This is a genomic window from Streptomyces sp. NPDC001903 (assembly GCF_042891345.1).
Classification (GTDB): domain Bacteria; phylum Actinomycetota; class Actinomycetes; order Streptomycetales; family Streptomycetaceae; genus Streptomyces.
On sequence record NZ_JBIASZ010000014.1, the window covers coordinates 17,747 to 43,201 of the forward strand.

General features: G+C 71.7%; 24 protein-coding genes. 11 read left to right on the forward strand and 13 right to left on the reverse strand.

Annotated features, from left to right (window positions below):
• Window positions 1–1,002, forward strand: coding sequence for an anion permease (locus ACFYZS_RS27550; RefSeq protein ID WP_389017968.1), 1,002 nt, complete (start codon window positions 1–3; stop codon window positions 1,000–1,002).
• A 186-nt stretch (window positions 1,003–1,188) separates the two neighbouring features.
• Here ACFYZS_RS27550 and pstB read toward each other — a convergent pair whose 3' ends face one another.
• From pstB to mshD, 7 genes are all read right to left on the reverse strand, one after another.
• A complete protein-coding gene (pstB, locus tag ACFYZS_RS27555) occupies window positions 1,189–1,965 on the reverse strand; it encodes a phosphate ABC transporter ATP-binding protein PstB (RefSeq protein WP_389017971.1) in 777 nt (258 codons plus the stop codon).
• A gap of 30 nt (window positions 1,966–1,995) precedes the next feature.
• A complete protein-coding gene (pstA, locus tag ACFYZS_RS27560) occupies window positions 1,996–3,078 on the reverse strand; it encodes a phosphate ABC transporter permease PstA (RefSeq protein ID WP_389017974.1) in 1,083 nt (360 codons plus the stop codon).
• On the reverse strand, window positions 3,078–4,067 hold the full coding sequence (pstC, locus tag ACFYZS_RS27565) for a phosphate ABC transporter permease subunit PstC (RefSeq protein WP_376011839.1): 990 nt from the start codon (window positions 4,065–4,067) through the stop codon (window positions 3,078–3,080). Before pstC ends, pstA begins: the two co-directional genes overlap by 1 nt.
• Before the next feature lie 127 nt (window positions 4,068–4,194).
• Entirely contained in the window at window positions 4,195–5,334 is a 1,140-nt protein-coding gene (gene pstS, locus ACFYZS_RS27570) for a phosphate ABC transporter substrate-binding protein PstS (protein ID WP_389017977.1), read from the reverse strand.
• 329 nt (window positions 5,335–5,663) lie between these two features.
• Window positions 5,664–6,620: a CHAD domain-containing protein gene (locus ACFYZS_RS27575; RefSeq protein WP_389017980.1), complete on the reverse strand. Its 957-nt coding sequence runs from the start codon at window positions 6,618–6,620 to the stop codon at window positions 5,664–5,666.
• Window positions 6,601–8,883: an RNA degradosome polyphosphate kinase gene (locus tag ACFYZS_RS27580; RefSeq protein ID WP_389017983.1), complete on the reverse strand. Its 2,283-nt coding sequence runs from the start codon at window positions 8,881–8,883 to the stop codon at window positions 6,601–6,603. Before ACFYZS_RS27580 ends, ACFYZS_RS27575 begins: the two co-directional genes overlap by 20 nt.
• A gap of 272 nt (window positions 8,884–9,155) precedes the next feature.
• Window positions 9,156–10,088, reverse strand: a complete 933-nt coding sequence (gene mshD, locus ACFYZS_RS27585) for a mycothiol synthase (RefSeq protein WP_389017985.1) — start codon at window positions 10,086–10,088, stop codon at window positions 9,156–9,158.
• A gap of 175 nt (window positions 10,089–10,263) precedes the next feature.
• On the opposite strand from mshD, the gene ACFYZS_RS27590 reads away from it, so the two are divergent.
• Window positions 10,264–12,078 carry a bifunctional metallophosphatase/5'-nucleotidase gene (locus ACFYZS_RS27590; RefSeq protein WP_389017988.1) on the forward strand — a complete coding sequence of 605 codons (1,815 nt, stop codon included), beginning with the start codon at window positions 10,264–10,266 and terminating at the stop codon, window positions 12,076–12,078.
• A gap of 112 nt (window positions 12,079–12,190) precedes the next feature.
• Here the strand turns inward: ACFYZS_RS27590 and ACFYZS_RS27595 are convergent, their stop codons facing one another.
• Window positions 12,191–12,973, reverse strand: a complete 783-nt coding sequence (locus tag ACFYZS_RS27595) for an alpha/beta fold hydrolase (protein ID WP_389017991.1) — start codon at window positions 12,971–12,973, stop codon at window positions 12,191–12,193.
• A gap of 129 nt (window positions 12,974–13,102) precedes the next feature.
• On the opposite strand from ACFYZS_RS27595, the gene ACFYZS_RS27600 reads away from it, so the two are divergent.
• Together ACFYZS_RS27600 and ACFYZS_RS27605 are read left to right on the forward strand one after the other, a co-directional pair.
• Window positions 13,103–13,672 (forward strand): TetR family transcriptional regulator, encoded by a 570-nt coding sequence (locus ACFYZS_RS27600; protein ID WP_389017994.1) that lies wholly within the window; start codon window positions 13,103–13,105, stop codon window positions 13,670–13,672.
• Between the two features lie 104 nt (window positions 13,673–13,776).
• Window positions 13,777–14,652, forward strand: coding sequence for a phosphatidylinositol-specific phospholipase C (locus ACFYZS_RS27605; protein ID WP_389017996.1), 876 nt, complete (start codon window positions 13,777–13,779; stop codon window positions 14,650–14,652).
• Here the strand turns inward: ACFYZS_RS27605 and ACFYZS_RS27610 are convergent.
• The 5 genes from ACFYZS_RS27610 to ACFYZS_RS27630 all read right to left on the reverse strand — a co-directional run bounded on the left by ACFYZS_RS27610 (window position 14,632) and on the right by ACFYZS_RS27630 (window position 19,999).
• Window positions 14,632–16,083: a sensor histidine kinase gene (locus ACFYZS_RS27610; RefSeq protein ID WP_389017999.1), complete on the reverse strand. Its 1,452-nt coding sequence runs from the start codon at window positions 16,081–16,083 to the stop codon at window positions 14,632–14,634. The two genes, ACFYZS_RS27605 and ACFYZS_RS27610, sit on opposite strands and share 21 nt — an antisense overlap.
• The gene (locus ACFYZS_RS27615) at window positions 16,080–16,832 is read right to left on the reverse strand and encodes a response regulator transcription factor (protein WP_389018002.1); all 753 of its coding nucleotides are present in this window, start codon (window positions 16,830–16,832) and stop codon (window positions 16,080–16,082) included. The genes ACFYZS_RS27610 and ACFYZS_RS27615 overlap by 4 nt, the downstream gene beginning before the upstream one ends.
• Before the next feature lie 54 nt (window positions 16,833–16,886).
• Window positions 16,887–18,005, reverse strand: a complete 1,119-nt coding sequence (locus ACFYZS_RS27620; protein WP_389018005.1) for a S1C family serine protease — start codon at window positions 18,003–18,005, stop codon at window positions 16,887–16,889.
• A 131-nt stretch (window positions 18,006–18,136) separates the two neighbouring features.
• Complete coding sequence (locus ACFYZS_RS27625; protein WP_030157095.1) at window positions 18,137–19,159, reverse strand: LacI family DNA-binding transcriptional regulator; 1,023 nt, start codon at window positions 19,157–19,159, stop codon at window positions 18,137–18,139.
• Window positions 19,160–19,183: 24 nt separating this feature from the next.
• Window positions 19,184–19,999, reverse strand: coding sequence for a response regulator transcription factor (locus ACFYZS_RS27630; protein WP_389018008.1), 816 nt, complete (start codon window positions 19,997–19,999; stop codon window positions 19,184–19,186).
• 457 nt (window positions 20,000–20,456) lie between these two features.
• Here ACFYZS_RS27630 and ACFYZS_RS27635 point away from each other — a divergent pair, with 457 nt between their 5' ends.
• The 7 genes from ACFYZS_RS27635 (at window position 20,457) to ACFYZS_RS27665 (ending at window position 25,363) form a co-directional block, all read left to right on the forward strand.
• Entirely contained in the window at window positions 20,457–20,711 is a 255-nt protein-coding gene (locus tag ACFYZS_RS27635; RefSeq protein WP_030157092.1) for a MoaD/ThiS family protein, read from the forward strand.
• Between the two features lie 10 nt (window positions 20,712–20,721).
• Window positions 20,722–22,515, forward strand: a complete 1,794-nt coding sequence (locus tag ACFYZS_RS27640) for a hypothetical protein (protein WP_389018011.1) — start codon at window positions 20,722–20,724, stop codon at window positions 22,513–22,515.
• Between the two features lie 99 nt (window positions 22,516–22,614).
• The gene (locus tag ACFYZS_RS27645; RefSeq protein WP_389018014.1) at window positions 22,615–23,325 is read left to right on the forward strand and encodes a DUF2993 domain-containing protein; all 711 of its coding nucleotides are present in this window, start codon (window positions 22,615–22,617) and stop codon (window positions 23,323–23,325) included.
• Window positions 23,326–23,487: 162 nt separating this feature from the next.
• Window positions 23,488–23,571: a putative leader peptide gene (locus ACFYZS_RS27650; protein ID WP_350206375.1), complete on the forward strand. Its 84-nt coding sequence runs from the start codon at window positions 23,488–23,490 to the stop codon at window positions 23,569–23,571.
• Window positions 23,572–23,748: 177 nt separating this feature from the next.
• Window positions 23,749–24,594 (forward strand): sulfurtransferase, encoded by an 846-nt coding sequence (locus ACFYZS_RS27655; protein ID WP_389018017.1) that lies wholly within the window; start codon window positions 23,749–23,751, stop codon window positions 24,592–24,594.
• A 65-nt stretch (window positions 24,595–24,659) separates the two neighbouring features.
• A complete protein-coding gene (locus ACFYZS_RS27660) occupies window positions 24,660–24,950 on the forward strand; it encodes a DUF1416 domain-containing protein (RefSeq protein WP_046778630.1) in 291 nt (96 codons plus the stop codon).
• Window positions 24,951–25,006: 56 nt separating this feature from the next.
• A complete protein-coding gene (locus tag ACFYZS_RS27665; RefSeq protein ID WP_389018479.1) occupies window positions 25,007–25,363 on the forward strand; it encodes a DUF3099 domain-containing protein in 357 nt (118 codons plus the stop codon).
• Window positions 25,364–25,455 lie beyond the last annotated feature (92 nt).

Below are 25,455 nucleotides of genomic sequence, written 5' to 3' on the forward strand. Positions count from 1 at the left end.
GTGGACACCTTCGCTCTGATCGTGACCATCGGTGTCGCGCTCGGTTTCACGTACACCAACGGTTTCCACGACTCGGCGAACGCGATCGCGACCTCCGTCTCGACCCGCGCGCTGACCCCGCGAGCCGCCCTCGCGATGGCCGCGGTGATGAACCTCGCCGGCGCCTTCCTGGGCAGCGGCGTCGCCAAGACGGTCAGCGAGGGCCTGATCGAGACGCCCCAGGGCAACCGGGGCATGTGGATCCTGTTCGCGGCCCTGGTCGGCGCGATCGTGTGGAACCTGATCACCTGGTACTTCGGGCTCCCCTCGTCCTCCTCGCACGCATTGTTCGGCGGCATGGTCGGCGCGGCGCTGGCCGGCGGCACCGAGGTCATCTGGTCGGGAGTCGTCGACAAGGTCGTCATCCCGATGTTCGTCTCGCCGATCGTCGGCCTGCTCGTCGGCTACCTGGTGATGGTCGCCATCCTGTGGATGTTCCGCCGGGCCAACCCGCACAAGGCCAAGCGCGGCTTCCGTATCGCGCAGACCGTCTCCGCGGCGGGCATGGCCCTCGGCCACGGCCTCCAGGACGCGCAGAAGACGATGGGCATCGTGATGATGGCCCTGACCATCGCGGAGCTGCAGACCGAGGGCTCCGAGATCCCGGTCTGGGTCAAGATCGTGTGTGCCGTGATGCTCTCGCTCGGTACGTACGCGGGCGGCTGGCGCATCATGCGGACCCTCGGCCGCAAGATCATCGAGCTGGACCCGCCGCAGGGCTTCGCCGCGGAGACCACCGGTGCCTCGATCATGTTCGGCTCGGCGTTCCTGTTCCACGCGCCGATCTCCACCACCCACGTGATCACCTCGGCGATCATGGGCGTGGGTGCGACCAAGCGGGTCAACGCGGTCCGCTGGGGTGTCGCCAAGAACATCGTGCTGGGCTGGTTCATCACGATGCCGGCCGCGGCCCTGGTCGCCGCCCTCAGCTTCTGGATCGTGGACCTGGCCTTCGTCGGCTAGAGCGCTTCGGCGGCCGGAACGCTTCGGCGGCCGGACGCAGGGATCGGGAACGAAAGCGGGCCGGCTCCCCCCACCCAGGGGGAGCCGGCCCTTTTCTTTCGCCTTGCGGTGGCACCGCCATGCAGCACCGCAGGACGTTCGGACCACGCGGCGGAGCCGCATGATGTCTCGTCGGAGGGCTTCGGCCTAGCCGAAGCGGCCCGAGATGTAGTCCTCGGTCGCCTGGACGGACGGGTTCGAGAAGATCCGGTCCGTGTCGTCGATCTCGATGAGCTTGCCGGGCCGGCCGACCGCCGAGAGGTTGAAGAACGCGGTGCGGTCGGAGACGCGGGCGGCCTGCTGCATGTTGTGCGTCACGATGACGATCGTGAAGCGCTCCTTGAGCTCGCCGATCAGGTCCTCGATCGCGAGGGTGGAGATCGGGTCCAGGGCCGAGCAGGGCTCGTCCATCAGCAGGACCTCCGGCTCGACCGCGATGGCGCGGGCGATGCACAGACGCTGCTGCTGGCCGCCGGAGAGGCCGGAGCCCGGCTTGTTCAGGCGGTCCTTGACCTCGTTCCAGAGGTTCGCGCCCTTCAGGGACCGCTCCACGATGTCCGTGAGCTCGGACTTCTTGAAGCTGCCGTTCAGCCGCAGGCCCGCCGCCACGTTGTCGAAGATCGACATGGTGGGGAAGGGGTTCGGACGCTGGAAGACCATGCCGACCGTGCGGCGGACCGCGACCGGGTCGACACCGGTGCCGTACAGGTTCTCGTCGTCCAGGAGCACCTTGCCCTCGACGCGGCCACCGGGGGTGACCTCGTGCATGCGGTTCAGGGTGCGCAGGAAGGTGGACTTGCCGCAGCCGGACGGGCCGATGAAGGCGGTCACCGAGCGCGGCTCCACGGTCATCGAGATGTCGTCGATGGCCTTGTGGGTGCCGTAGAAGGCGGACAGTCCGCTGACGTCGATTCGCTTAGCCATGAGGGGTCACTTCGCTTTCAAATAGTCGCGTCAGCGACCGGTCTTGGGGGCCTTCCAGCGGGCGATGCCGCGGGCCACCAGATTGAGGATCATGACGAAGGCGATCAGGACGAGCGCTGCGGCCCATGCCCGGTCGTAGGAGGCGTCACTGCCGACCTTGTACTGCTCCCAGATGTACAGCGGGAGCGAGGACTGAGCACCTTCGAAGGGGTTCGGGTTGATCAGCTGGGTACCGAAGACCAGCAGCATGATCGGCGCGGTCTCGCCGGCGATGCGGGCGACGGCCAGCATGAGGCCGGTCGCGATGCCGCCGATGGCGGTGGGGAGCACGACCTTGAGGATCACGCGCCACTTCGGGACACCGAGGGCGAGGGCGGCCTCGCGCAGCTCGTTCGGGACGAGCTTGAGCATCTCCTCGGTGGAGCGGACCACGACGGGCATCATCAGGATCGACAGCGCCATCGCGCCGGCGAAGCCGGACGGGCCGAAGCCGAGCGCCAGGTTCCAGGTCGTGAGGATGAACAGACCCGCGACGATGGAGGGGATGCCGGTCATGACGTCGACGAAGAAGGTCACGGCCTTGGCGAGCTTGCCGTTGCCGTACTCGACCAGGTAGACGGCGGTCAGCAGGCCGATGGGCGCGGCGATCGCGGCTGCCAGGGCGACCTGCTCGATGGTGCCGAGCAGCGCGTGGTAGACGCCGCCGCCCTGCTCGAAGCTGGTGACGCCGTTCATCGAGTGGCTGAGGAAGTCGCCGTCGAGGGCCTTGATGCCGCGGCTGACGGTGGTCCAGATCAGCGAGAGCAGCGGGATGACCGCGAGGACGAAGCAGACCCACACGAGGGAGGTCGCGACCCGGTCCTTGGCCTGGCGGCGGTTCTCGACGACCGCGCTGGCCGTGTAGGTGATCGCGATGAACAGGATCGAGGCGATCAGGCCCCACTGGATCTTGCTGTGCAGGTCGGCGACGACGCCGATGCCGCAGCCGAGGGCGATCGAGAGGACCGCGACGGCGGCCGGGGTCCAGCGGGGGAGGCCGCCCCGGGTGAGGCCGGCGGGAGCGGCGGACTTGGGGGCCCGGGCGGGCCGCTGGTCCTGGAGTGCGTGGCTCATCAGGCGTTCGCCCCCGAGAAGTCCTTGCGGCGAGCGATGATCAGGCGAGCTGCACCGTTGACCAGCAGGGTGAGCAGGAAGAGGACCAGGCCGGAGGCGATCAGCGCGTCACGGCCGAATTCGTTGGCCTCGTCGAACTTCGCGGCGATGTTCTGCGCGAAGGTGCCGCCGCCCGGGTCCAGGATGTGCCCGTTGATCAGGAAGCTCGGGGAGAGGACGGTCGCGACGGCCATGGTCTCGCCGAGGGCGCGGCCGAGGCCGAGCATCGAGGCGGAGATGACGCCGGAGCGGCCGAAGGGCAGCACCGACATGCGGATGACCTCCCAGCGGGTCGCGCCGAGGGCCAGGGCGGCCTCCTCGTTCATGCGCGGGACCTGCAGGAAGACCTCGCGGCTGACGCTGGTCACGATCGGCAGGATCATGATCGCGAGCAGGATGCCGACGGTGAAGAGCGAGCGGGCGACGCCGACCTGGGTCTTGTCGAAGACGTAGGTCCAGCCCATGTACTCGTCGAGCCAGAGGTTGAGGCCCCCGAGCTGCGGGACGAGGAAGAGGGCGCCCCAGATGCCGTAGATGATCGACGGTACGGCGGCCAGCAGGTCGACCACGTACGCGATGGGAGCGGCCAGCTTGCGCGGCGCGTAGTGCGAGATGAAGAGGGCGATGCCGACAGCGATCGGAACCGCGATGGCCATCGCGATGATCGAGCTGACGACGGTGCCGAAGAGCAGGACGGCGATGCCGAAGACGGGGGGGTTGGCCGACGCGTTCCAGTCGAAGGTGGTGAGGAAGTTGCCCTCGTTCTTCGACAGTGCGATCGAGGCACGGTAGGTGAGGAAGATGGCGATCGACGCCATGATCACCAGGAGCAGGATGCCGGATCCCTTGGAGAGACCGGCGAAGATCTTGTCACCGGCACGGCCGGTGGACCTTGCGCTCTTGGAGACAGGCGGAGCCTGGTCTATCTGGGTGGGTGTGGTGGAAGCCATGATCTTTCCGGTCTGGGTGGGGGGCCATGCCCCCTGGCGGCGGTGCACCGGATCCCCTGGGTGGAGGGGAGGGTCCTCGGGGCGGGGCCGATCGGACGGGATCGGCCCCACCCCCGAGGCTCAGTGATTAGGACAGCGAGTTGATGACTTCGCGGACCTTGGTGTTGATCTCGGCCGGGATGGGCGCGTAGCCGTTCTCGGAGAGGACCTTCTGGCCCGCGTCCGAGGCGGTGTAGTTCAGGAAGGACTTGACGGTGGCGAGCGTCTCGGGCTTGTTGCCCTTGTCGCAGACGACCTCGTACGTCACCAGGACGATCGGGTAGGCACCCTCGGCCTTGGTGGTGTAGTCGAGCTTCAGCGCCAGGTCGGAGCCGGTGCCGGCGATCTTGGCGGCGGCGATGGCCTTGGAGGCGGACTCGGAGGAGGCCTTGACCGGAGCGGCGGCGCCCGTGTTCACGTCGACCGTCTTGATGCTCTGCGAGGAGGCGTAGGACAGCTCGAAGTAGCCGATCGCGCCGTCGACGGCCTTCACCTGGGAGGCGACACCGGCGGAGCCGGTCGCGCCCTGGCCACCGGGGGCCGGCCACTTCTTGGCGGCCTCGTACGTCCAGGCCTCGGGAGCGGCGGCCTTGAGGTACTTGCCCAGGTTCTCGGTGGTGCCCGAGTCCTCGGAGCGGTGGAAGGCCTGGATGGCGGTGGGGGGAAGCGCGACGCCGGGGTTCAGCTTCTTGATCGCCTCGTCGTCCCACTTCTTGATCTTGTCGTTGAAGATGTTGGCGATCGTGGGGGCGTCCAGGTTCAGCTTGTCCACGCCGGCGACGTTGAAGCCGAGCGCGATCGGGCCGCCGACCATCGGCAGGTCGATGCCCTGACCGCCGGTGCAGATCTTCTTCGACTCCTCGACCGCCTCGGGCTTCAGCGCCGAGTCCGAGCCGGCGAAACCGACGGTGCCCTGGTTGAAGGCGACGATGCCCTCACCGGAGGAGGAGGACTTGTAGTTGACCTCGACGCCGGGGCAGGCGGCCATGTAGGCCTTGACCCACAGGTCCACGGCGTTCTTCTGGGCGGAGGAGCCGGAGGCAAGGAGCTTGCCCTTGGCGTCGCCGCACTTGATGTCGCCCGCGGCGGCGGCCGACGGCTGGCCGCTGGCGGCGCCGCCATCCTTCGTGTTGTTGTCCGAGCCGCACGCCGTGAGGACCAGGGCGCCGGACACGACAAGCGCCCCGAGGGCGGAGGCACGAAGCATGTTCTTGCGCTGAAGCTTCACTTTCGGGTGTTCCTTCCAGAAGCCGCCGGCCGCTTTCTGTGTCGGGGCGGCGTGCGAAGAGGACTACGTCGGATGCACGGCGTGTCATTCGATCTGGTGGACGACGCGCTCCGTGCACCACTGAAATTAGGCAGATCAGGTGAAGCGGCCGACCGGGGCAAGTGAACGGACGGTGAACCGTGGCGGACGGCCTGGTGTGGATGGCCGGGTTTGAGCCGGAGTGTCATCCGCCGTTGTCCCGTCGTTACCGTTATGTGACCCCCAAAGGGGTCGGTCCCCGGATCCGCCGCGGACCCGGGGGTGGCTGATTCTTTTCGGTCGCGGCCCGGTCAGGGGGCGGCGGCCGCCACCGGCTGCCACAGGCCCTGGAACGTGAACCGGGCCGCCTCCACCTCGTGCCGCTGGTCGGCGTGGAGCACGCCCAGGGCGTATGCCGTCGCGGGGGCGATCCGCGGGGTACGGGCCGCGGTGGCCGAGGCGGCCGCGGCCTCGGCGGCGTCGCGGTGGCGGTCCAGGGCCTCGCCGGCCGCCGCAAGCCGGGCCACGTCCTCGCCCAGGGCCTCCCGGGCGTAGCGGTGGACCCGCAGCAGCCGGCGCACCTCGTGCCAGGAGCCGTCGTGTTCGGCGTTGTACGGCTGGGACTCGGCGGCGTGCGGCAGCGCCGAGACGGCCGCCGCCAGCCGGGTGTGGGCGACCTCCGCCAGCGGGATCAGGACCTCCTCCACCCGCCCGCGGGCCGCGACCGGCTCCAGCGGCACCTCGGAGGCCAGTACGGCCACGGCGTCCGCGACCGCGTGGAACCGGGACGAGCCCAGCGCCTGCAGGGTCGCCGAGTGGGCGCGGGTCCGGGCCAGCGTGAGCTGCCGCTCCAGCAGGGCCCCGGCGCGCGCCGAGCCCACCGTCAGCGCGCCCGCGGCGGCCCGGGGCGCGGGCACCTCGGGGGAGCCCGACAGCCGGTGCAGCGCGTCCAGCAGCCGGGTCAGCCGGGCGGCGTACGCGTGCTCGTCCGCCAGGGTCGAGGACAGCCACACCAGCTCGGTGCGCAGCCCGTCGGCCCAGGAGGACTCGGTCACCACCCGGAAGGTGGACAGGGACCCGCTGATCCGGCGCGCAGCCCCCCGCAGGCTGCGCGCCGCATCGCTGCCCTCCGCGGCGTCGGCCCCGCTCTCCTCGTGGAGGCGGAGCCCGCGCAGGAAGGCGGTGGCCTGGGCCCGCAGGTACGTGCCGAGCACGTCACCCGCGGAGCCCTCTCCACGCGCTGTCAGGTCATGGTTTGGCAGAGCCACGCCGGCGCCTCCGGGCGTCTATGAGCATCTCCTGAACGTGCCGCAGCGGCTGGCCTTCGTGGTCCGTGCTGTGCCGGGTCCATTCGCCGTCCGGGCCCAGGTGCCAGGAGGAGGTGGCGTCGGACATGCCGGTCTCCAGCATCCGGTCCAGTGCCGCGCGGTGGGCCGGGTCGGCGACCCTGACCAGTGCCTCGATGCGGCGGTCGAGGTTGCGGTGCATCATGTCGGCGCTGCCGATCCACACCTCGGGCTCGCCGCCGTTGCCGAAGGCGAAGACCCGGGAGTGTTCCAGGAAGCGGCCGAGGATCGAGCGGACCCGGATGTTGTCCGAGAGCCCGGGGACCCCGGGTCGTACGGCGCAGATGCCGCGGACCCAGATGTCGACGGGCACTCCCGCCTGGGAGGCCCGGTAGAGCGAGTCGATGAGCGCCTCGTCGACGATCGAGTTCATCTTGAGGCGCACGTACGCGGGGCGGCCGGCCCGGTGGTGGGCGGCCTCCTTGTCGATCCGTGCGATCAGGCCGTCGCGCAGCGAGCGCGGGGCCACCAGCAGGCGGCGGTAGGTCTCGCGGCGCGAGTAGCCCGACAGCCGGTTGAAGAGGTCGGAGAGGTCCGCGCCGACCTGCGGGTCGGCGGTGAGCAGGCCGAGGTCCTCGTACAGGCGGGCGGTCTTGGGGTGGTAGTTGCCGGTGCCGACGTGGGAGTAGCGGCGCAGCGTGTCGCCCTCCTGGCGGACCACGAGCGACAGCTTGCAGTGGGTCTTGAGGCCCACCAGGCCGTACACGACGTGGCAGCCGGACTCCTCCAGCTTGCGGGCCCATTTGATGTTGGCCTGCTCGTCGAAGCGGGCCTTGATCTCGACGAGTACGAGGACCTGCTTGCCGGATTCGGCGGCGTCGATCAGGGCGTCCACGATCGGGGAGTCGCCGGAGGTCCGGTACAGCGTCTGCTTGATCGCGAGGACGTCCGGGTCGGCGGCGGCCTGCTCCAGGAAGGCCTGCACCGAGGTGGAGAAGGAGTCGTACGGGTGGTGCAGCAGCACGTCCCGCTCGCGCAGCGCGGCGAAGATGTCGGGCGCGGAGGCGGACTCGACCTCGGCGAGGTCGCGGTGGGTGCCGGCGACGAACTTGGGGTACTTCAGCTCGGGCCGGTCCAGGGAGGCGATGCCGAAGAGGCCGGTCAGGTCCAGCGGGCCGGGCAGCGGGTACACCTCGGCGGCGGAGACGTTCAGCTCCTGGACGAGGAGGTCCAGGACGGCGGGGTCGATGGACTCCTCGACCTCCAGGCGCACCGGCGGGCCGAAGCGGCGCCGCATGAGCTCCTTCTCCAGGGCCTGGAGCAGGTTCTCCGCGTCGTCCTCCTCGACCTCCAGGTCCTCGTTGCGGGTCACCCGGAACATGTGGTGGTCGAGGACCTCCATGCCGGGGAAGAGCTCCTCCAGGTGCGCGGCGATGACGTCCTCGAGGGGGACGTAGCGCTGCGGGGAGGCTTCCAGGAAGCGCGAGAGCAGCGGCGGGACCTTGACGCGCGCGAAGTGGCGGTGGCCGCTGACGGGGTTGCGGACGACGACCGCGAGGTTCAGCGAGAGCCCCGAGATGTACGGGAAGGGGTGCGCGGGGTCCACGGCCAGCGGGGTGAGCACCGGGAAGATCTGGTTCCGGAACAGCGTGAAGAGGCGGGCCTGCTCCTTCTCGGTGAGGTCCGGCCAGCGGATGAGGTGGATTCCCTCTTCGGCGAGCTGCGGGGAGATGTCCTGCTGGAAGCAGGCGGCGTGCCGGGCCATGAGCTCGCGCGAGCGGGTCCAGATCAGGTCCAGCACCTCGCGGGGCTGGAGGCCTGAGGCCGAACGGGTGGCGACGCCGGTCGCGATGCGCCGCTTGAGGCCGGCGACGCGGACCATGAAGAACTCGTCGAGGTTGCTCGCGAAGATCGCCAGGAAGTTGGCGCGCTCCAGGAGCGGGGTCGCCGGGTCCTCGGCCAGCTCCAGGACCCGCTCGTTGAAGGCCAGCCAGCTGCGCTCGCGGTCGAGGAAGCGCCCCGGGGGGAGCTCGTCGCCGTCCTTGTCGTCGTAGGCGTCCAGGTCGGCGTCGAGATCGGGCGCGAGGCCGGGCTGGATGCCGGAGTGCGGGCGGTGCGCGGCTATGGAGCCGATCCGCGCGGGCTTGGCCGCCGGGCCGGGGGCGGCCGCGGAGGCGTCGGCAGACGTGTGAGACGGGTGCTGGGCGGGGACCTCGGTGGGGCCTGCGCTGGGCTGGGGGCTCATGACTCCATTGTTCCGCGCAGGGGGCAGGACAGGCGCGTCGGACGGGTTCGCCGTCAGTCGGAGTCGGGGCTGCATGCGGGGAGAGTCGCAAGCGCGTATGAAGGTCCGGTGAATGCCGCATGGCTTCCAGGCTCCGGATGGTGCACGAGTACGTCTTTTACGTCGTTTCCGCGCCCGGAATGCACCAACGCATCCGCTGTGCGCGGGGGGAGCCGTGGTATCGCGGGTCGGGGGCCGCCCGCGGGGCGCCCCCGACCCTGCGTGCTGCCCGGCTAGCTCTCCGTGCGGTACATCAGGTCGACCTCGTGGGTGCTGAAGCCGAGGCCCTCGTACACGGCGAGGGCCGCCGGGTTGTCGGCGTCCACGTACAGCATCGCGGTGGGCAGGCCCGCCCCCGCGAGGTGGTTCAGGCCGATCGCGGTGAGGGCCTTGCCGAGGCCGCCGCCCTGGGCGCCGGGGCGGACGCCGAGCACGTAGACCTCTCCGAGCCGCTCCTCGGCGTGCACCTTCGTCCAGTGGAAGCCGATCAGCTCCCCGTCGCGCTCGGCGAGGAAGAAGCCCTTGGGGTCGAACCAGGGCTGCGCGATCCTGTCGTTCAGGTCCCGCTGCGTCAGTGAGCCCTGCTCGGGGTGGTGGGCGAAGGCGGCCGCGTTCACCGCGAGCCAGGCCGCGTCGTCCCGGCCGGGCACGAAGGTCCGTACGGTCACCCCGGCGGGCAGCGCCGCCTCGGGCAGCGCCGGCCCCTCCGGTCCCAGCGGGCGGCGCAGCTGGCGCAGCTCGCGGAACAGGGTCAGGCCGAGCACCTGTGCGAGGTGGCGGGCGGCTGACTTGCCGCCGTGCGCCCACACGCGGATCCGCTTGCCCGAGGCGGCCAGCAGGGCGGAGCCCAGCGCCCGCCCGTGCCCGCGCCCGCGCAGCGCGGGATGGACGACGAGCTCGGCGGCGGGGGCCTCCACCGGATCGGTGTCCTCCAGTTGTCCGTAGCCGGCGAGCCGGCCCTTCTCGGTGAGCAGGAAGTGCCGGATCCCCTCGCGGCGGCCGCCGCGCAGCTGGAGGCGGCCCTGCTCGGACACGGCGGTGGTGCCGTCCGTGCGCGCCGCGTCCTCGATGAGGGCGAGCACCGCGTCGGCCTGTTCCTCCGTCAGCTCGTCGAGGGTCTCAATCTGGCGTCCCGGCTCCAGGGCCGCTGCTGCGTCGTCAGTCATGCGTCGAGCCTACGACCGCGGGGGGCGGCCGCGGTGGTGTGCGTGCGGGGCAGCGACGGTGAGCCGTCTTCTACGTGTAACCAGTCCGACACCCGTACCCCCTGTCGTGCTACGCGCGTTGACCATAGGCTGCCGCCGACCTCCCGAGTTTTACCGCTGTCCAAAAGGGGACTAAATGTCAGCGACGCCACAACGGCACCGCCGAACCCGCCGGTTGACCTTCGCCGCCATCGCCGTCACGGCCGGTGCCGGAGCGATGGTCGCGGCCGCACTGCCGGCCGGTGCCGCGAGTGGTGGCGGTGCGGCCAAGAGCCGCACCGTCGACGTGCAGATGCTGTCGTTCAACGACTTCCACGGCACCCTGGAGCCCCCGCAGGGCTCTTCCGGCACCGTGACCGAGCGTCAGCCGGACGGCACCACCAAGGCGATACCCGCCGGTGGTGTCGAGTACCTGGCGACCAGCCTGCGCGAGGCCCGCAAGGGTCACGAGTACTCCGTCACGGCCGCGGCCGGCGACATGATCGGCGGCAGCCCGATGCTGTCCGGTCTCTTCCACGACGAGCCCACCGTCGAGGCCCTGAACAAGCTGAAGCTGGACGTCAGCAGCGTCGGCAACCACGAGTTCGACGAGGGCAAGGCCGAGCTGCGCCGCATGTCCTACGGCGGCTGCCACCCGGTCGACGGCTGCTTCGAGGAGGGCAAGGAGTTCACGGGCGCCGAGTTCAAGTACCTCGCGGCGAACGTCACGGACGAGAAGACCAAGCGTCCGATGCTGAACCCGACCTTCATCTGGCAGAAGGGGGACGTGAAGATCGGCTTCATCGGCGTCACCCTGGAGGGCACGCCGGACGTCGTCACCGCCGACGGGGTCAAGGGCCTGAAGTTCGGCGACGAGGTCGAGACGATCAACAAGTACGCCGCCGAGCTGAACAAGCAGGGCGTCAAGTCGATCGTCGCGCTCATCCACGAGGGCGGCCTGCCCGCCAACGGCGCCTACAACTACGACTGCGACGTCCCGGGCGCCGGCGCCGGCATCTCGGGCGCGATCGTGGACATCGCCAAGAACGTGGACCCGAAGGTCGACGCGCTGGTGACCGGCCACACGCACCAGGCGTACGCCTGCAACATCCCGGACCCGGCGGGCAACCCGCGCATGGTGACCTCGGCCGCCTCGTACGGCCGCCTGTTCACGGACACCACGCTCACCTACGACCGCCAGACCAAGGACATCGTCCGCACGGCGGCCCTCGCCCCGAAGCCGGTCAACAAGGTCGTCACCCGGACCCAGCCCAAGGCCCCGGACATGACCGAGCTGATCACCCGCTGGAACGCGCTGGCCGCCCCGGTCGCGAGCCGTCCCATGGGCTACATCTCGGCGGACATCGCGGGCCGCGGCTCCGAGGCCCCCGAGAAGCCGCTCGGCGACATGATCGCCGACGCGCAGCTGGAGGCCACGGCCCCGGCCGCCAAGGGCGGCGCGCAGCTGGCCATCATGAACCCGGGCGGCATCCGTGCCGACCTGGCCTACAAGGCCGCGGGTGGCGAGGGCGACGGCGTCGTGACGTACGGCGAGTCCTACACGGTCCAGCCGTTCAACAACCTGATGAACGTGGTGGACCTGACGGGCGCGCAGCTGATCACCGCCCTCCAGCAGCAGGTCAGCGGCACGGTCAACGGCCCGAACCCGAAGATCCTGCAGGTCTCGAAGGGCTTCACGTACACCCTGGACATGACGAAGACGGGCGCGGACCGCATCGTCGTGGACTCGGTGAAGCTGAACGGCGCGGCGATCGACCCCGCCAAGACCTACCGGGTCGCGATGAACGAGTTCCTCGCGGGTGGCGGTGACGGCTTCACCGTCCTGAAGGACCACAAGAACAAGCTGGTCGGCGTGCCCGACCTGGAGGCCTTCAACGCCTACCTGGGGAAGTCGACGGAGGCGGCCCCGCTCGCCCCGCCGGCGGCGGACCGCATCACGGTCGTCAAGTAACACCTGCCCGGTCTTCCACCGGCACCTGGTACGCCCGAAGGGGCGGTGGGCCTTCCCGGCCCGCCGCCCCTTCGGCGTGTCCGCCCCGGACCCCCGTACCGGAGCGGGGCGGTCACAGGCCCGCGAGGAACTTGCGGACGGCCTCGTGGAACTCCTCGGGGTGGGTGAACGGCAGGAAGTGCTCCGCGTCCACAGGCGTGTACGAGGTCCCGGGCCGGCGCGCGACCATCGCGTCGGCCGTCTCCCGCCCGAGCGTCTGGCTGCGCGTGCCGTGGACCAGCAGCGCCGGGCAGTGGCTCCCGAGCCAGGTGTCCCAGTGGTCGCCGCGGCAGGCCTCGGCGGAGTCGATCATGTCCTGCGGGTGGAAGGGCAGCCGCCAGCCGCCGTCGGGGAGCGGGCGCAGCGCCTGCGCGACGAACTGAGAGCCCACCGGCCCGGCCGCGGCGAGGAGTTCCTCGCGGGTGGGGGCGGTGTACCGCATGTCGCGCAGGAAGCCGAAGAGCGCTCCCGCCGTGTCGGGTTCGATCTGCACGGTGGCGTCCACGTTGACGAGGGCCGCGATCCGGTCGGGGTGGGCGGCGGCCAGGTGGTAGGCGTTGAACCCGCCGAGGGAGTAGCCGAGGACGGCGACGGGTGCGTCCAGGCCGAGGTGGTCGAGGAGCGCGACGGCGTCCGAGAGGTAGCCCTCGCGGGAGTAGTCGGCGGCCCGGTCGGAGTCGCCGTGGCCGCGCTGGTCGGGGGCGACGACCCGCCAGTCCTCGCCCAGGGCGTCGGCGAGGCCGGCGAAGGCGAGGCCTTCGGACATGCCGCCGTGCAGGGCGAGCAGCGGGCGGCCCGGGCCGCCGAAGTCCAGGTACGACAGTGTGCGGCCGTCGATCGTCAGCGTGTGGCGCATGGCGTGGCTCTCCCCTGTGGGTCATGCGTGACGGTGCGGTACGCGGATGAGCCTGCCAGGATTTGGGCAAGCGCGCAATACGTCTGTCTTGCGCGCTCGCCCAAAATCCGTCGCGGATACGATCCCGGCATGGGAAATCGCGAGGACCTGCTGGCCGGAGCGCGCCGCTGCCTGGAGGAGAAGGGCTATCTGCGCACGACGGTGCGGGACATCGCCGCGGCGTCGAAGGTGTCCATGGCCGCGATCGGCTACCACTTCGGCTCGCGCGAGGCCCTGCTCAACCTCGCCCTCTTCGCCGCCATGGACGAGTGGGCCGCCGGCTCCGGCCGGCTCGCCGGCCAGGGCGCGACCACCGCGGAGCGGTACGCCGACACCTGGGACCGCAAGATCCGCGACTTCGGTGACATGCGCTGGCTCTGGACCGCCTCCGTCGAGGCCTTCGTCCACGCCCAGTCCTCGCCGGAGCTGCTCGCCACCCTCGCCGACAACCAGCGCCAGGCCCGCCGCATGGTGGCCGCGCAGCTGCGCGGGGTCCCCGTCGACGCGGTCGCCGAGGAGGACGTACGGGCCCTCGGGTCGGTGCACATCGCGCTGCTGAGCGGGGTGATGGTGCAGGCGCTGACCGACCCGGAGCAGGCGCCGACGGGCCGGGAACTCGCCCAAGGCCTGCGCGCCATGGCCGAGTTGCTCGAAAGCTAGGGGCTACCGAAGGGTAGTAATGGCGCGTCCCGCACGCCAGAATCCCGGGGGCACCACCCCAGCGGAGGCTGGGAGTCCATCACCGGGTCGGCAAAGGGGCGGGCATGGCACTGGATCGTCGGGCATTTCTGGTCGGGGCGGTGGCGGCGGGCGCGGCCGCGGCCGCCGGACTCGGAGCGGCGGGGCCGGCCTCGGCCCGTACGCTCGGCACGCAGGACTGGATGGCCGGGCTCGGGGACGCGACCGCCCTCCAGCGGATGACGATCCCCGGCACCCACGACTCGGGCGCCACCAAGGGCGGGCTCTACGTCGCCTGCCAGAACACCTCGATCGCCCAGCAGCTCGACTCGGGGATCCGCTTCCTGGACGTCCGCTGCCGCGTCACCGGCGGCTCCTTCGCCATCCACCACGCGGCGTTCTTCCAGGACCTGATGTTCGGGGACGTCCTCGTCGCCTGCTGGAACTTCCTGGCCGCGCACCCCTCCGAGACCGTGCTGATGCGCCTCAAGCAGGAGTACTCGCAAGACAGCGACGCCACCTTCCGGGCCGTGTTCGACGACTACCTGAACAACCGCGGCTGGCGGCCCCTGTTCCACATCGCCGACACCCTGCCCACCCTCGGCCAGGCCCGCGGCAAGGTGGTCCTGCTCGCCGACAACGGCGGCCTGCCGGGCCTGCGCTACGGCGACGGCAACGTCTTCGACATCCAGGACGACTACAACACCGAGCCGTTCGCCAAGCGCGGCCGGATCGAGAACCAGTTCCGCAAGGCCGTCCAGCAGCCCGGGAAGCTGTTCGTGAACTACGTCAGCACCGCCGCCTACATGCCGCCGCGCTGGAACTCCGACCGGCTCAACCCGCAGGTGCACTCGTTCGTCGACGGGGGCGAGCTCGCCGGCCGGACGGGGCTCGGGATCGTCCCGATGGACTTCCCGAACACCCGGTCCGGACTGGTCGACTCACTCATACGGCACAACTGACGGCTGCCGCGGCTGCTCCGGCGGCGGCGCCGGGGCGCCCGGGATGCGGAGCACCGCCTCCGTGCCCGGGCCGCCGCCCGGGGCCGCCCGCAGCTCGACGCTGCCGCCCGCGCGCCGCACCGTACGGTCCACGATCGACAGGCCCAGCCCGCTGCCGGGCAGGGCGCGGGCCGAGGAGGAGCGCCAGAACCGCTCGAACACGTGCGGCAGGTCCTCCGCCGGAATACCGGGACCGTGGTCGCGCACGGTCAGCTCGCCCGCCCGCAGCGAGACCTCGACCGCGCCGCCCGGCGGGCTGAACTTCACCGCGTTGTCCAGGACGTTGACCACCGCCCGCTCCAGCGCCGCCGCCTCGCCCCGTACGTACCAGGGCTCGATCTCGTCCGTGAAGTGCAGCTCGGGGCCGCGCAGCCGGGCGCGGGACAGCGCGCTGTGCGCGATCTCGTGCAGGGCCACCACCTCCAGCTTGGCGGGCGGGGCCGCGTCCGGGCGGGACAGCTCCTGCAGGTCCCCGATCAGCGCGGCCAGCTCCGTCATCTGCGCCTTGACCGAGGCCAGCAGCTCCTTGCGGTCCTCGGGCGGGATGGCCCGGCCGGTCTCCTCGCTGCGCGCGAGCAGCTCGATGTTGGTGCGCAGCGAGGTCAGCGGGGTGCGCAGCTCGTGCCCGGCGTCCGCGATCAGCTGGGCCTGCCGCTCCTGGGAGGAGGCGAGCGCCGCCGTCATGGAGTTGAAGGACCGCGACAGGCGGGCGATCTCGTCGTCGCCCTCGTCGGGGATCCGTACGGTCAGGTCCTCGGTCCGGGCGATGTGCTCGACGGCGCCCGTCAGCTCGTCGACCGGCCGCAGCCCCGTACGGGCCACCCACAGGCCGGCGACGCCCGCGCCGGCCACCCCGATCCCGGAGACCAGGATCAGCACCCAGGCCAGGGTGGACAGCGGCTTGTCGATGTCGGCCAGCGGCCGGGCCACCGAGACGGCGAAGACCGGGGCGCCGGGCTCGGTCCGGGCCGCGAAGGTGTAGACGCGCATCCCGACGCCGTCGTCGGTCGTCGCGTCGTGCAGCGCCTTGGCCTTGAGGCCCGCCGCGACCCTCTTGTCCGTGTCCGTCACCGGCAGGTCGGTCTGGCCGCTCACCCAGCAGTGGCCGCCGTCCGCGGTGACGATCTGGACCGTGGCGTTCAGGTTCTCGGCGATGTCCCGCTGGGCCTGGGTCGGCGGGCGGGCCGGGCAGCCCTGGCGCAGCCGCTCCAGCACCTGCGCGGTCGGGTTGGTGGACATCAGGGACTGGTTCAGCTGGTTGCCCAGCTGGGCCTGCACCATCACCCACGACACCGCGGACACGGTGGCGACGGCCAGGGCCACGGCCGTGGCCACCAGCAGGGCGATGCGGGAGCGCAGCGGGAGCGCGCGGAATCTGGCCGCGGGGCTCACTCGGGACCTCCGGAGTCGCCGGCCCCGGCGGTGCGCAGGACGTAGCCCACCCCGCGCACGGTGTGCACCAGGCGGGGCTCGCCCCCGGCCTCGGTCTTGCGGCGCAGGTACATGACGTACACGTCCAGGGAATTGGAGCTGGGTTCGAAGTCGAAGCCCCAGACGGTCTTGAGGATCTGCTCGCGGGTCAGCACCTGGCGCGGGTGCGCCAGGAACATCTCCAGCAGCGTGAACTCGGTGCGGGTCAGTTCCACCTGGCGCCCGGAGCGGGTGACCTCGCGGGTGGCGAGGTCCATGCGCAGGTCGCCGAAGGCGAGGGTGTCCGTCTCCTCGTGGCCGTCGGCGCCCGGCCGCGGGGCGGCGTACGAGCTGCGGCGCAGCAGGGCGCGGACGCGGGCGAAGAGCTCGTCGAGCTCGAAGGGCTTGACGAGGTAGTCGTCGGCGCCCGCGTCGAGGCCGGTGACGCGGTCGCCGACGGTGTCGCGGGCGGTGAGCATCAGGATCGGGGTGGTGCTGCCGGAGGCGCGCAGCCGGCGGGCCGCCGTGAGGCCGTCCATCCGGGGCATCTGGATGTCGAGGACGATCAGGCCGGGGTCGTAGGAGGCCGCCTTCTCCAGCGCGTCGAGCCCGTCGACGGCGGTCTGCACGGCGTACCCCTCGAAGGCGAGGCTGCGGCGCAGGGCCTCCCGCACGGCCGGCTCGTCGTCGACGACGAGGATGCGGTGCGGGTCGCCTTCGGCCGGATTCATCTTCGGTCCCCCAGGGGTGGTCGTGATCGGTCGTACCAGGCTCGCACGGGTCGCCTAGTACGAGGTCCCGAAGCCGTCGGCACCGCCGTTGCCGCTGTCGCCGCCGCTGTTGTTGCCGCCGGCTCCTCCCGGGCCGCCCTTGCGGAGGGAGTCGAGGTCGGCCTTGATCGTGTTCACGGGGATGGCGAAGCCGAGGCCGACGCTGCCGGCGCCGGAGCTGTCGCTGGAGGGGGAGTAGATCGCGGAGGGCATGCCCACGATCTCGCCGTTCATGTTGACGAGGGCGCCGCCGGAGTTGCCCGGGTTGAGGGAGGCGTCCGTCTGGATGGCCTTGTACGAGGTGGTGTTCGACCCGGTGTTCCCGTTGAACTGCCGGCCGTCGTACGAGAACGGCCAGCTGCCGCCGCGCTGGCGCTGGGGCGACTGCTGCTCGGACTTGGGCACGTTCACCTCGCGGTTCAGGGCGGAGACGATGCCGCTGGTGACCGTGCCGGTGAGGCGGTCGGGGGAGCCGATGGCGACGACCTGGTCGCCGACCTTGAGGTTGTCGGAGTTGCCGAGCTTGGCCGGCTTGAGTCCTCTCGCGCCCTGGAGCTTGATCAGGGCGAGGTCCTTGGCGGGGTCGGTGCCGACGGTCTTGGCGGTGTACTTCTTGCCGTCGCTCATCGTCACCTGGATCTCGGTGGCGCCGTCGACGACGTGGTTGTTGGTGACGATCTCGCCGTCGGCGGTGACCACGACCCCGGAGCCGGTGCCCTGGCCGGAGCCGGTGCGGGTGTCGATCCGCACGACGGAGGGGCTGACCTGCTCGGCGACGCCGGAGACGGTGCCGGTGCTGGACTGCGAGACGTTGGTGCCGTTGATGCCGCCGCCGGTGCGGTCCTGGGCGGCGAGCAGCTGCTGGACGCCGGCGGCGGTGCCGCCCCCGATGACGGCGGCGGCCAGCGCCACGGCCGCGAGCAGCGCGACGGGCCGCTTGGCCCGGGCCGCGTGCGCGGGTCCTTCGGGGGCCGCCGGCGCCGGAGGCGGCTGGTGCGCTTCGTGCCATCCGGGCGCGGCCTGCGCCGCCGGCGGCGGGTAGGCGGGCGGCGGCGGGTAGTCCCCGAAGCCGGCGCTCTGGGTCGGGCGGTTCTCCTGCGGGTACTCGCCGTCGCGGCGGAAGCTCTCGGTCATGGTGATGACTCTGTCCCCGGATCATGAGAGCTTCCTGAGTCCCCGCTGAGAAGCCCGACAGAACCGCGTATGCCCGAAATAAGCCCGCACGGGGCCACCAGGGCCGAGCGGTGCGAGGGCTGCGTGGAGAATCAGCGGCAGCCGCAGGAGCGGCGGATCACCAGGGCCGACGGGAACTGCTTCAGGCGTTCGCGGCGGGAGCCGGCCACCCGCAGGGCGTCGTCCAGGACGAGGTCCACCGCGGCGCGGGCCATCGCCGGGCGGTCCGAGGCGATCGTCGTCAGCGGCGGGTCCGTCAGGGCCGCCTCCTTGACGTCGTCGAAGCCGGCCACGGCCAGCTCCCCCGGCACGTCGATCCGCAGCTCCCGCGCCGCCCGCAGCACGCCGATGGCCTGGTCGTCCGTGGCACAGAAGATGGCCGGCGGCCGGTCCGGGCCGGAGAGGACCTCCAGCGCCACCCGGTAGGCGTCGTAGCGGTTGTACGGGGCCTCGAAGAGGCGGCCTTCCGTCGAGCGGCCCGACTCCTGCATCGCCCGGCGCCAGCCCTCCACGTGGTCGGCGACCGGGTCGCCGACCGACGGGGTGTTCTCCACCCCGCCGATGCAGGCGACGTACTCGTGCCCGTGCTCCAGCAGGTGCCGGGTGGCGAGCTGCGCGCCCCCGATGTCGTCCGTGACGACCGCGACGTCGTCGATGGCCTCCGGACGCTCGTGGAGCAGGACGACGCGCGCGTCCCACGCCTCGATCTCCGAAGCCGCCCGCTCGCTCATGCCCTGGCTGACCAGGATCAGGCCCGAGACCCGCATCCCGAGGAAGGCCCGCAGGTAGTGCACCTCGCGCTCGTCCCGGTAGTCGGAGTTCCCGACCAGGACCATCTTTCCGCGCTCGGCGGCGGCCTGCTCGACCGCGTGGGCCATCTCCGCGAAGAACGGCTGCCGCGCATCGGGGACGATCATGCCTATGAGGTCGGTGCGCCGCGACGCCATCGCCTGCGCGACCCGGTCCGGGCGGTAGCCCAGCTCCTTGATCGCGGCGAGTACACGCTCGCGCGTGGCCGGGGCGACCGGCCGGGGTCCGTTGTTGATGACGTAGCTCACGACGGCGGTAGACGTACCCGCAAGTCGTGCAACGTCATCCCGCGTCACCTTGGCCACGCTCGGGAGTCTACGCGGGGTGACCTACCTCTGGGCAGGCCGTCCTGCCGACTGGACGATCACAGGAGGTTCCTCCATACGGGGGACGCCGGCCGCGGACTGGGCCGCCGTCTGCGCCGCTGCCTTGGCGGCCGCCTGGGCCGCCGCCTCCGCGGCCGCCCGCTCGACCTTCTCCGGCGTGACGAAGCGGTAGCCGACGTTGCGGACCGTACCGATCAGCGACTCGTGCTCGGGGCCGAGCTTCGCGCGCAGCCGCCGTACGTGTACGTCCACCGTCCGGGTGCCGCCGAAGTAGTCGTAGCCCCACACCTCCTGGAGCAGCTGGGCGCGCGTGAAGACCCGGCCCGGGTGCTGGGCGAGGTACTTGAGCAGCTCGAACTCCTTGAAGGTGAGGTCGAGGACGCGCCCCTTCAGCTTCGCCGAGTACGTCGCCTCGTCGACCGACAGGTCGCCGTTGCGGATCTCCATCGGGGAGTCGTCGGAACCGAGCTGCTGGCGGCCGGTGGCGAGGCGCAGCCGCGCCTCGACCTCGGCCGGGCCCGCGGTGTCGAGGAGGACGTCGTCGATGCCCCAGTCGGCGGTGACGGCCGCGAGGCCGCCCTCCGTCACGACGAGGATGAGCGGACAGCCGGGTCCGGTGGAGCGGAGCAGCTGGCAGAGCGAGCGCACCTGCGGCAGGTCGCGGCGGCCGTCGACGAGGATGACGTCCGCGCCGGGGGTGTCCACGAGGGCCGGGCCCTCGGCGGGGGCCACCCGCACGCTGTGCAGCAGCAGGCCGAGGGCGGGCAGCACCTCGGTGGACGGCTGGAGGGCATTGGTCAGCAGCAGGAGGGAGCTCATGCCCGACCACCTGCCCCTGCCCAGGTCGGGCGTTCGTACACGGTTCGCTGGTCCATCACGTCGGTTCCTCCTCGGTCCCGTCGAGGACGTTCGCGGTACTGCTTCGTACGTGGTGCGGTGTGGTGCTCCGCCGGGCCCCGCGCCCTGAGGTCCGGACGGCCACACTGTTCTCGGTCCGTTCAACGTGCTGAAAGCACAAAAGGACCCGGGGGCAACGTTGCCCGGATCCTCTCGCCAGCAGAATAGCCCACCCGCCGCTGCGTGGCCGAGGCTCCGCCCCCTCCGCTTCTGTGGTTCCTGCCACCCTTACGACCAGCTTATGCCCCGGTTTCACCGGATCGATGGACGTACGGGTGGCCGCCCGGGCGCACGCGGGGCGCGTGGAGGCACACCGGACCCGGCGGCCGGAGGGTTCATCATGGAGGCCGACGGTAGAGAGCCGACGATAGGAGCTGCAGTGGCAACCGGAACCATCCGCTACTGGGCGGCGGCCAAGGCCGCGGCCAAGACGGCGGAGGAGCCGTACTCGGCGCGGACCCTGGCCGAGGCGCTCGACGCCGTGCGGGAACGCCACCCCGGTGAGCTGACCCGGGTCCTGCAGCGCTGCTCCTTCCTCGTGAACGAAGAGCCCGTGGGCAAGCGCCCGCACGATGCCGTACCGCTGACCGAGGGGGGCACCGTCGAGGTGCTCCCGCCGTTCGCGGGCGGGTGAGCGGAAACCGATGAGCACTCCCGAGGAACAGCGGCAGCAGCAGCGCCAGGAGCCGGACCCGTACGGGACCCAGACCTGGCAGTCGGACACCTGGGAAACCGGCTACCAGCCGGTCCAGCAGCCGCCGGGCGCGCAGCCGGGCCCGCAGGCGGCGCCCGAAGGGTGGTTCCGCGACGAGGCTCCGGCCGCGGCGCAGGGGCCGGACCCGCAGGCGCAGGGCTGGTCCCAGGCGCCCCAGGTACCGCAGGCGCCCCAGGTACCGCAGGCCCCCGCGCCGTGGCCGGAGCCCTCCGGCGCGGAGCAGCCCGCCTACCAGCAGCCGGTCGCGCCCGAGGGCTGGTTCCGCGACGAGGCGCCCGCCGCCCCCGGCGCCCCGGCGACCGGCTGGGCGCCGGGCCCCGAGGCCCCGGCCGCCCCCGCGTCCGGCTGGCAGCCGGCCGGTGAGGCGCCCGTCGCCGGCTGGGCGCCGGGCGGCGGGTCCTGGGCCGAGGGTTCCGCCGCGGAACAGACGGCGTACCTCCCGCCCCAGCCGGCCGCCGCGGAACAGACGGCGTACCTGCCGCCCCAGCCGGCCGCCGCGGAGCAGACGGCGTACCTGCCGCCGTACCCGGGCCCCGGCGCGGCCGAGCCGCAGCCGCAGCCGCAGCCCGTGGCTCCCGAGGGGTGGTTCCGGGACGAGGTGCCCGCCGCGCAGGCTCCGGCCGCGCAGGCGCCCGCCGCGGGCGGCGACTGGGCGCTCGGCGGCACCGGCGCGGCCTGGGCCGACGGGTCCGCCGCCGAGCAGACCGCCTACCTCCCGCCGCAGGCCGCCGCCCCGGCGGGCGGCGCCGCCGAGGAGACCGCCTTCCTGCCGCCCTACCCGGGACCGGCCGCGGACGACCTCCGGCCGGCCGCCGGCGGGGCGCGGACCCCGGAGCCGACGGGACAGCCCGGCCCCGAGGAGCCGGCCGCCGGCCTCCGGGCCGAGGCCGCTTCCGCGGCTCCCGTACCCGCCGAGGGCGAGGATCCCGCGTACTCCCCGCCGACCCTCGGGGGGAACACGCTGCGCGCCGTCGATCCCGCCCAGGCGCGCGCCGAGGGGCGCTCGCCGATCATCGACCCCGGGCCGCAGCCGGCCATACTGACCGCCGCTCTCGGGCTGCTGCTGGCGGGTGCGGCCGCCGTCGGGGACTTCGCCCTCCTCGCGCCGCTGATCGTCCTCCAGGGGCTCACCGCGGCCGGCTGGTTCCGGCTCAACGGCATGTGGCCCGCCCGCCAGGGCATCGCCCTCGCCTTCCTCGGCGCCCTCGTCGCCGACGCGGCCGTGCTCGCCGTGGACGACACGTACGGCCCCGGCGCGATCATCGGCACCCTCGGCGCCTGGGTGCTGCTCACGCTGGTCCTCCAGCTGCGCAGCCACGCCGACCCCGACGAGCGGATGTACGGGCTGATGGCCTCCGTGGCCTCCGCCGCGCTCGCCATCGTCTGCGCCGGCTACCTGGCCGCCGGTTCCGCCGCCGTCAGCGTCGGGGCCGCGGCCGTCGCGGTCGCCGTGTTCACCCGCGCGCTGCCGCTGCCGACCCCGGCCTCCGTCGGCGTCTCGCTGGCCGCCGCCACCGGAGCCGGCATCGCCGTCGGCGGGCTGACCTCCGTCGGTGTCGGCGGGGCGCTGCTCGGCCTGGCCGCCGGGGTGTGCGCGCTGATCGGGCTGCGGGTGGCCGCCTACGACTACCCGTCCAAGTTCGTCCACATGACGGCCGGTGTCGCGCTGCCGCTGGCGGCCGCCGCTCCCGCCGTCTACCTGATCGGGAGGGTGGTCGGCTGACGCGGGGCGCGGGGCGGGCCCGGCCCCGGACCTGACGGCCCCCGTACGGCCGTCCATGGTCCACTAGAACGCACGTACCGGTCTACAGGGGGAGGGCACGTGCGGTTCCTGCGCGTCGTTGTGATCATCGGAGTGGTGCTGGGGGCGCTGTTCGCCGGCGTCGACCGCTGGGCGGTGAACTACGCCGAGAACCGGCTGGCCGAGCGCATACAGGCCCGCCAGGGGCTGGCCGGGTCCACGGAGGTGGACATCCACGGGTTCCCGTTCCTGACCCAGGCGCTCAGCCACGACCTCGACCGCGTCGACGTGAGGCTCAAGGGCGTCGAGGCGGTGTCGGACGGCCGCAAGACGCGGCTCTCGGAGCTCGACGCCGGCTTCCACGGCGTGAAGCTGAACGGGGACTACAGCGGGGGCACCGCGAAGCGGGCCGAGGGCACGGCCCTCGTCACGTACCGGGACCTGACCGAGGCCTCGCAGACCGGTGTGACGGTCACGTACGGCGGGGCGCCCGGCAAGGTGAAGGTGACGGCGGCCGTGGAGGTCCTCGGCCGGAAGCTCACCCCCGGCGTGGTGTCGACGGTCACGCTCGTGGACGCCCCCGGCGGCGGCAAGATGGTCCGCGTCCGGGCCGACGAGGTGCCGGGCGAGGGCCTGCCGGGGATCGAGAGCGCGGTCCGCAAGAAGACCGACTTCGACCGCCGGCTCGACAGCGGCCTGCCGTCCGGGCTGGGGCTCACCGCGCTGACCTCGGACGAGACCGGCGTACACCTCACGCTGAGCGGTACGAACGTGGTGCTGGCCGGATCGTGAGACGGCGCCGTCCGATCCGTAGAAGGGCGGGCGCCGCCAAGGCCCCCGGAGGCGGTGCGGCGGCCGCCCGGGCGCATATGCATCCCAGTATCCGGACGATCCTGTCTCGGAATATGACACACCGGTGACAGGGCGGCCGATTCGTCCCTACGATCCATGGCTATGAAGCATCAGCAGGCGGACCTCACGAAGCGACGGGCAGTAGACCTGTGTCGCGTCGCCGCCATGCTCTGTCGATCCATGTGACCTGTGAGCGCTTCCGCTCCATCAGCCGGACGACCGTCCTTCCCGCGTGACCGCACCGCAGCCGCCCCCTCCTGCCCGCTGACGCCTCCCCGCGCAGGGCCCGAGGAAGCCGCCCGCAGCGGTACGCACCAGGAGTACCCGCAGATCCCGCCGCACACTGCCCCGGAGGAGAACACCATGAGCCGCAGCGACGTCCTCGTAGACGCCGACTGGGTCGAGGCCCACCTGAACGACGCCGACGTCGTCATCGTCGAGGTGGACGAGGACACGTCCGCGTACGACAAGAACCACATCACCAACGCCGTCCGGATCGACTGGAAGCAGGACCTCCAGGACCCGGTCCGCCGCGACTTCGTGGACCAGGAGGGCTTCGAGAAGCTCCTCTCCGCCAAGGGCATCTCCAACGAGGACACGGTCGTCCTCTACGGCGGCAACAACAACTGGTTCGCCTCCTACGCCTACTGGTACTTCAAGCTGTACGGCCACCAGGACGTCCGCCTCCTCGACGGCGGCCGCAAGAAGTGGGAGCTCGACTCCCGCGACCTCGTCGACGGCACCGAGGTCCCCAACCGCCCGGCGACCCAGTACAAGGCCCAGCCGCAGGACGCCTCGATCCGCGCCTTCCGCGACGACGTCGTGGCTGCGATCGGCGTCCAGAACCTGGTCGACGTCCGCTCGCCCGACGAGTTCTCCGGCAAGCTGCTCGCCCCGGCGCACCTCCCGCAGGAGCAGTCGCAGCGTCCCGGCCACGTGCCGAGCGCCCGCAACATCCCGTGGTCGAAGAACGCCAACGACGACGGCACGTTCAAGTCCGACGAGGAGCTGACGGCCCTCTACCAGGCCGAGCAGGTCGACCTGGCGAAGGACACCATCGCGTACTGCCGCATCGGTGAGCGCTCCGCGCTCACGTGGTTCGTGCTGCACGAGCTCCTGGGCCAGGAGAACGTCAAGAACTACGACGGCTCCTGGACCGAGTACGGCTCGCTGGTCGGCGTGCCGATCGAGCTCGGCGCCAACAAGTAGTTCCGCCGGGTACGCGACGCCCGCCCCCGTAGACCGTACGACTCTCCAGGACAGGACAGAGAAACATGTGTGGAGCACAGATCGGCGGGCCCGACCTCGCCACGCTCAAGCCCGGTGAGACCGCCATCCAGGGCCAGGTGACCAAGAACGGCGAGCCCGTCAGCGGGTACGTGCGCCTGCTCGACTCGACCGGCGAGTTCACGGCCGAGGTCCCGACCTCGGCGACCGGCCAGTTCCGCTTCTACGCGGCGACCGGCTCGTGGACCTTGCGCGCGCTGGTTCCCGGCGCCCAGGCGGACCGCGCCGTGGTCGTGGCCGAGGCCGGCGGCGTGACGGACGTGGCGATCGCGGTCTGAGCACCGCACGCCTGAATGACCGGCCGAAGGGCCGCACCCCCGGGGGTTGGACGCCACTGGAACGGGGTGCGGCCCTTCGTGCCGTCGCGGCCCTTCGCGCCGTGCGCGCCGTGCGCCGGCGGCCCTACCCTGGAGGCATGTACGCCCGGCGGCGTCGCGCCTACTTCGTCCTCATGGGCGGATGCGTCTTCCTCTTCGTGTCCGCCTGGTCCTTCGTGCGGCTGTTCTCGGTCGAGGCGGCCGTGGCCCTGTGCGTGGTCGCCATGGTCATCCCGCCGGTCGCCGCGATGATCGCGAACCGGCGCGGCCCGGAAGACCGCTGGTGGGACGACCCCTCGGGCGACCCCAAGTCCGACGAGTGGTGGGACGAACTGGACGGAAAGCGTCGCAACGAGGACCGTCGCGAGGACTGAGGTGCGCGCGGGCGCGGCCGGGTTAAGGCCGAGATAAGAATGTGATCGGAGCATCTACAACCACCCCCGTTCTGTACAGGTCATCGGTGTGC

Coding starts and splice junctions, on each gene's coding strand:
- ACFYZS_RS27615 (WP_389018002.1), bottom strand. CDS start 16,832: ATGAATCCGGCCGAAGGCGACCCGCACCGCATCCTCGTCGTCGACGAC.
- ACFYZS_RS27640 (WP_389018011.1), top strand. CDS start 20,722: ATGAGCACTCCCGAGGAACAGCGGCAGCAGCAGCGCCAGGAGCCGGAC.
- ACFYZS_RS27655 (WP_389018017.1), top strand. CDS start 23,749: ATGAGCCGCAGCGACGTCCTCGTAGACGCCGACTGGGTCGAGGCCCAC.
- pstA (WP_389017974.1), bottom strand. CDS start 3,078: ATGAGCCACGCACTCCAGGACCAGCGGCCCGCCCGGGCCCCCAAGTCC.
- ACFYZS_RS27595 (WP_389017991.1), bottom strand. CDS start 12,973: ATGCGCCACACGCTGACGATCGACGGCCGCACACTGTCGTACCTGGAC.
- pstC (WP_376011839.1), bottom strand. CDS start 4,067: ATGGCTTCCACCACACCCACCCAGATAGACCAGGCTCCGCCTGTCTCC.
- ACFYZS_RS27590 (WP_389017988.1), top strand. CDS start 10,264: ATGTCAGCGACGCCACAACGGCACCGCCGAACCCGCCGGTTGACCTTC.
- ACFYZS_RS27580 (WP_389017983.1), bottom strand. CDS start 8,883: ATGAGCCCCCAGCCCAGCGCAGGCCCCACCGAGGTCCCCGCCCAGCAC.
- ACFYZS_RS27650 (WP_350206375.1), top strand. CDS start 23,488: ATGAAGCATCAGCAGGCGGACCTCACGAAGCGACGGGCAGTAGACCTG.
- ACFYZS_RS27630 (WP_389018008.1), bottom strand. CDS start 19,999: ATGAGCTCCCTCCTGCTGCTGACCAATGCCCTCCAGCCGTCCACCGAG.
- ACFYZS_RS27620 (WP_389018005.1), bottom strand. CDS start 18,005: ATGACCGAGAGCTTCCGCCGCGACGGCGAGTACCCGCAGGAGAACCGC.
- ACFYZS_RS27605 (WP_389017996.1), top strand. CDS start 13,777: ATGGCACTGGATCGTCGGGCATTTCTGGTCGGGGCGGTGGCGGCGGGC.
- ACFYZS_RS27660 (WP_046778630.1), top strand. CDS start 24,660: ATGTGTGGAGCACAGATCGGCGGGCCCGACCTCGCCACGCTCAAGCCC.
- ACFYZS_RS27600 (WP_389017994.1), top strand. CDS start 13,103: ATGGGAAATCGCGAGGACCTGCTGGCCGGAGCGCGCCGCTGCCTGGAG.
- pstB (WP_389017971.1), bottom strand. CDS start 1,965: ATGGCTAAGCGAATCGACGTCAGCGGACTGTCCGCCTTCTACGGCACC.
- mshD (WP_389017985.1), bottom strand. CDS start 10,088: ATGACTGACGACGCAGCAGCGGCCCTGGAGCCGGGACGCCAGATTGAG.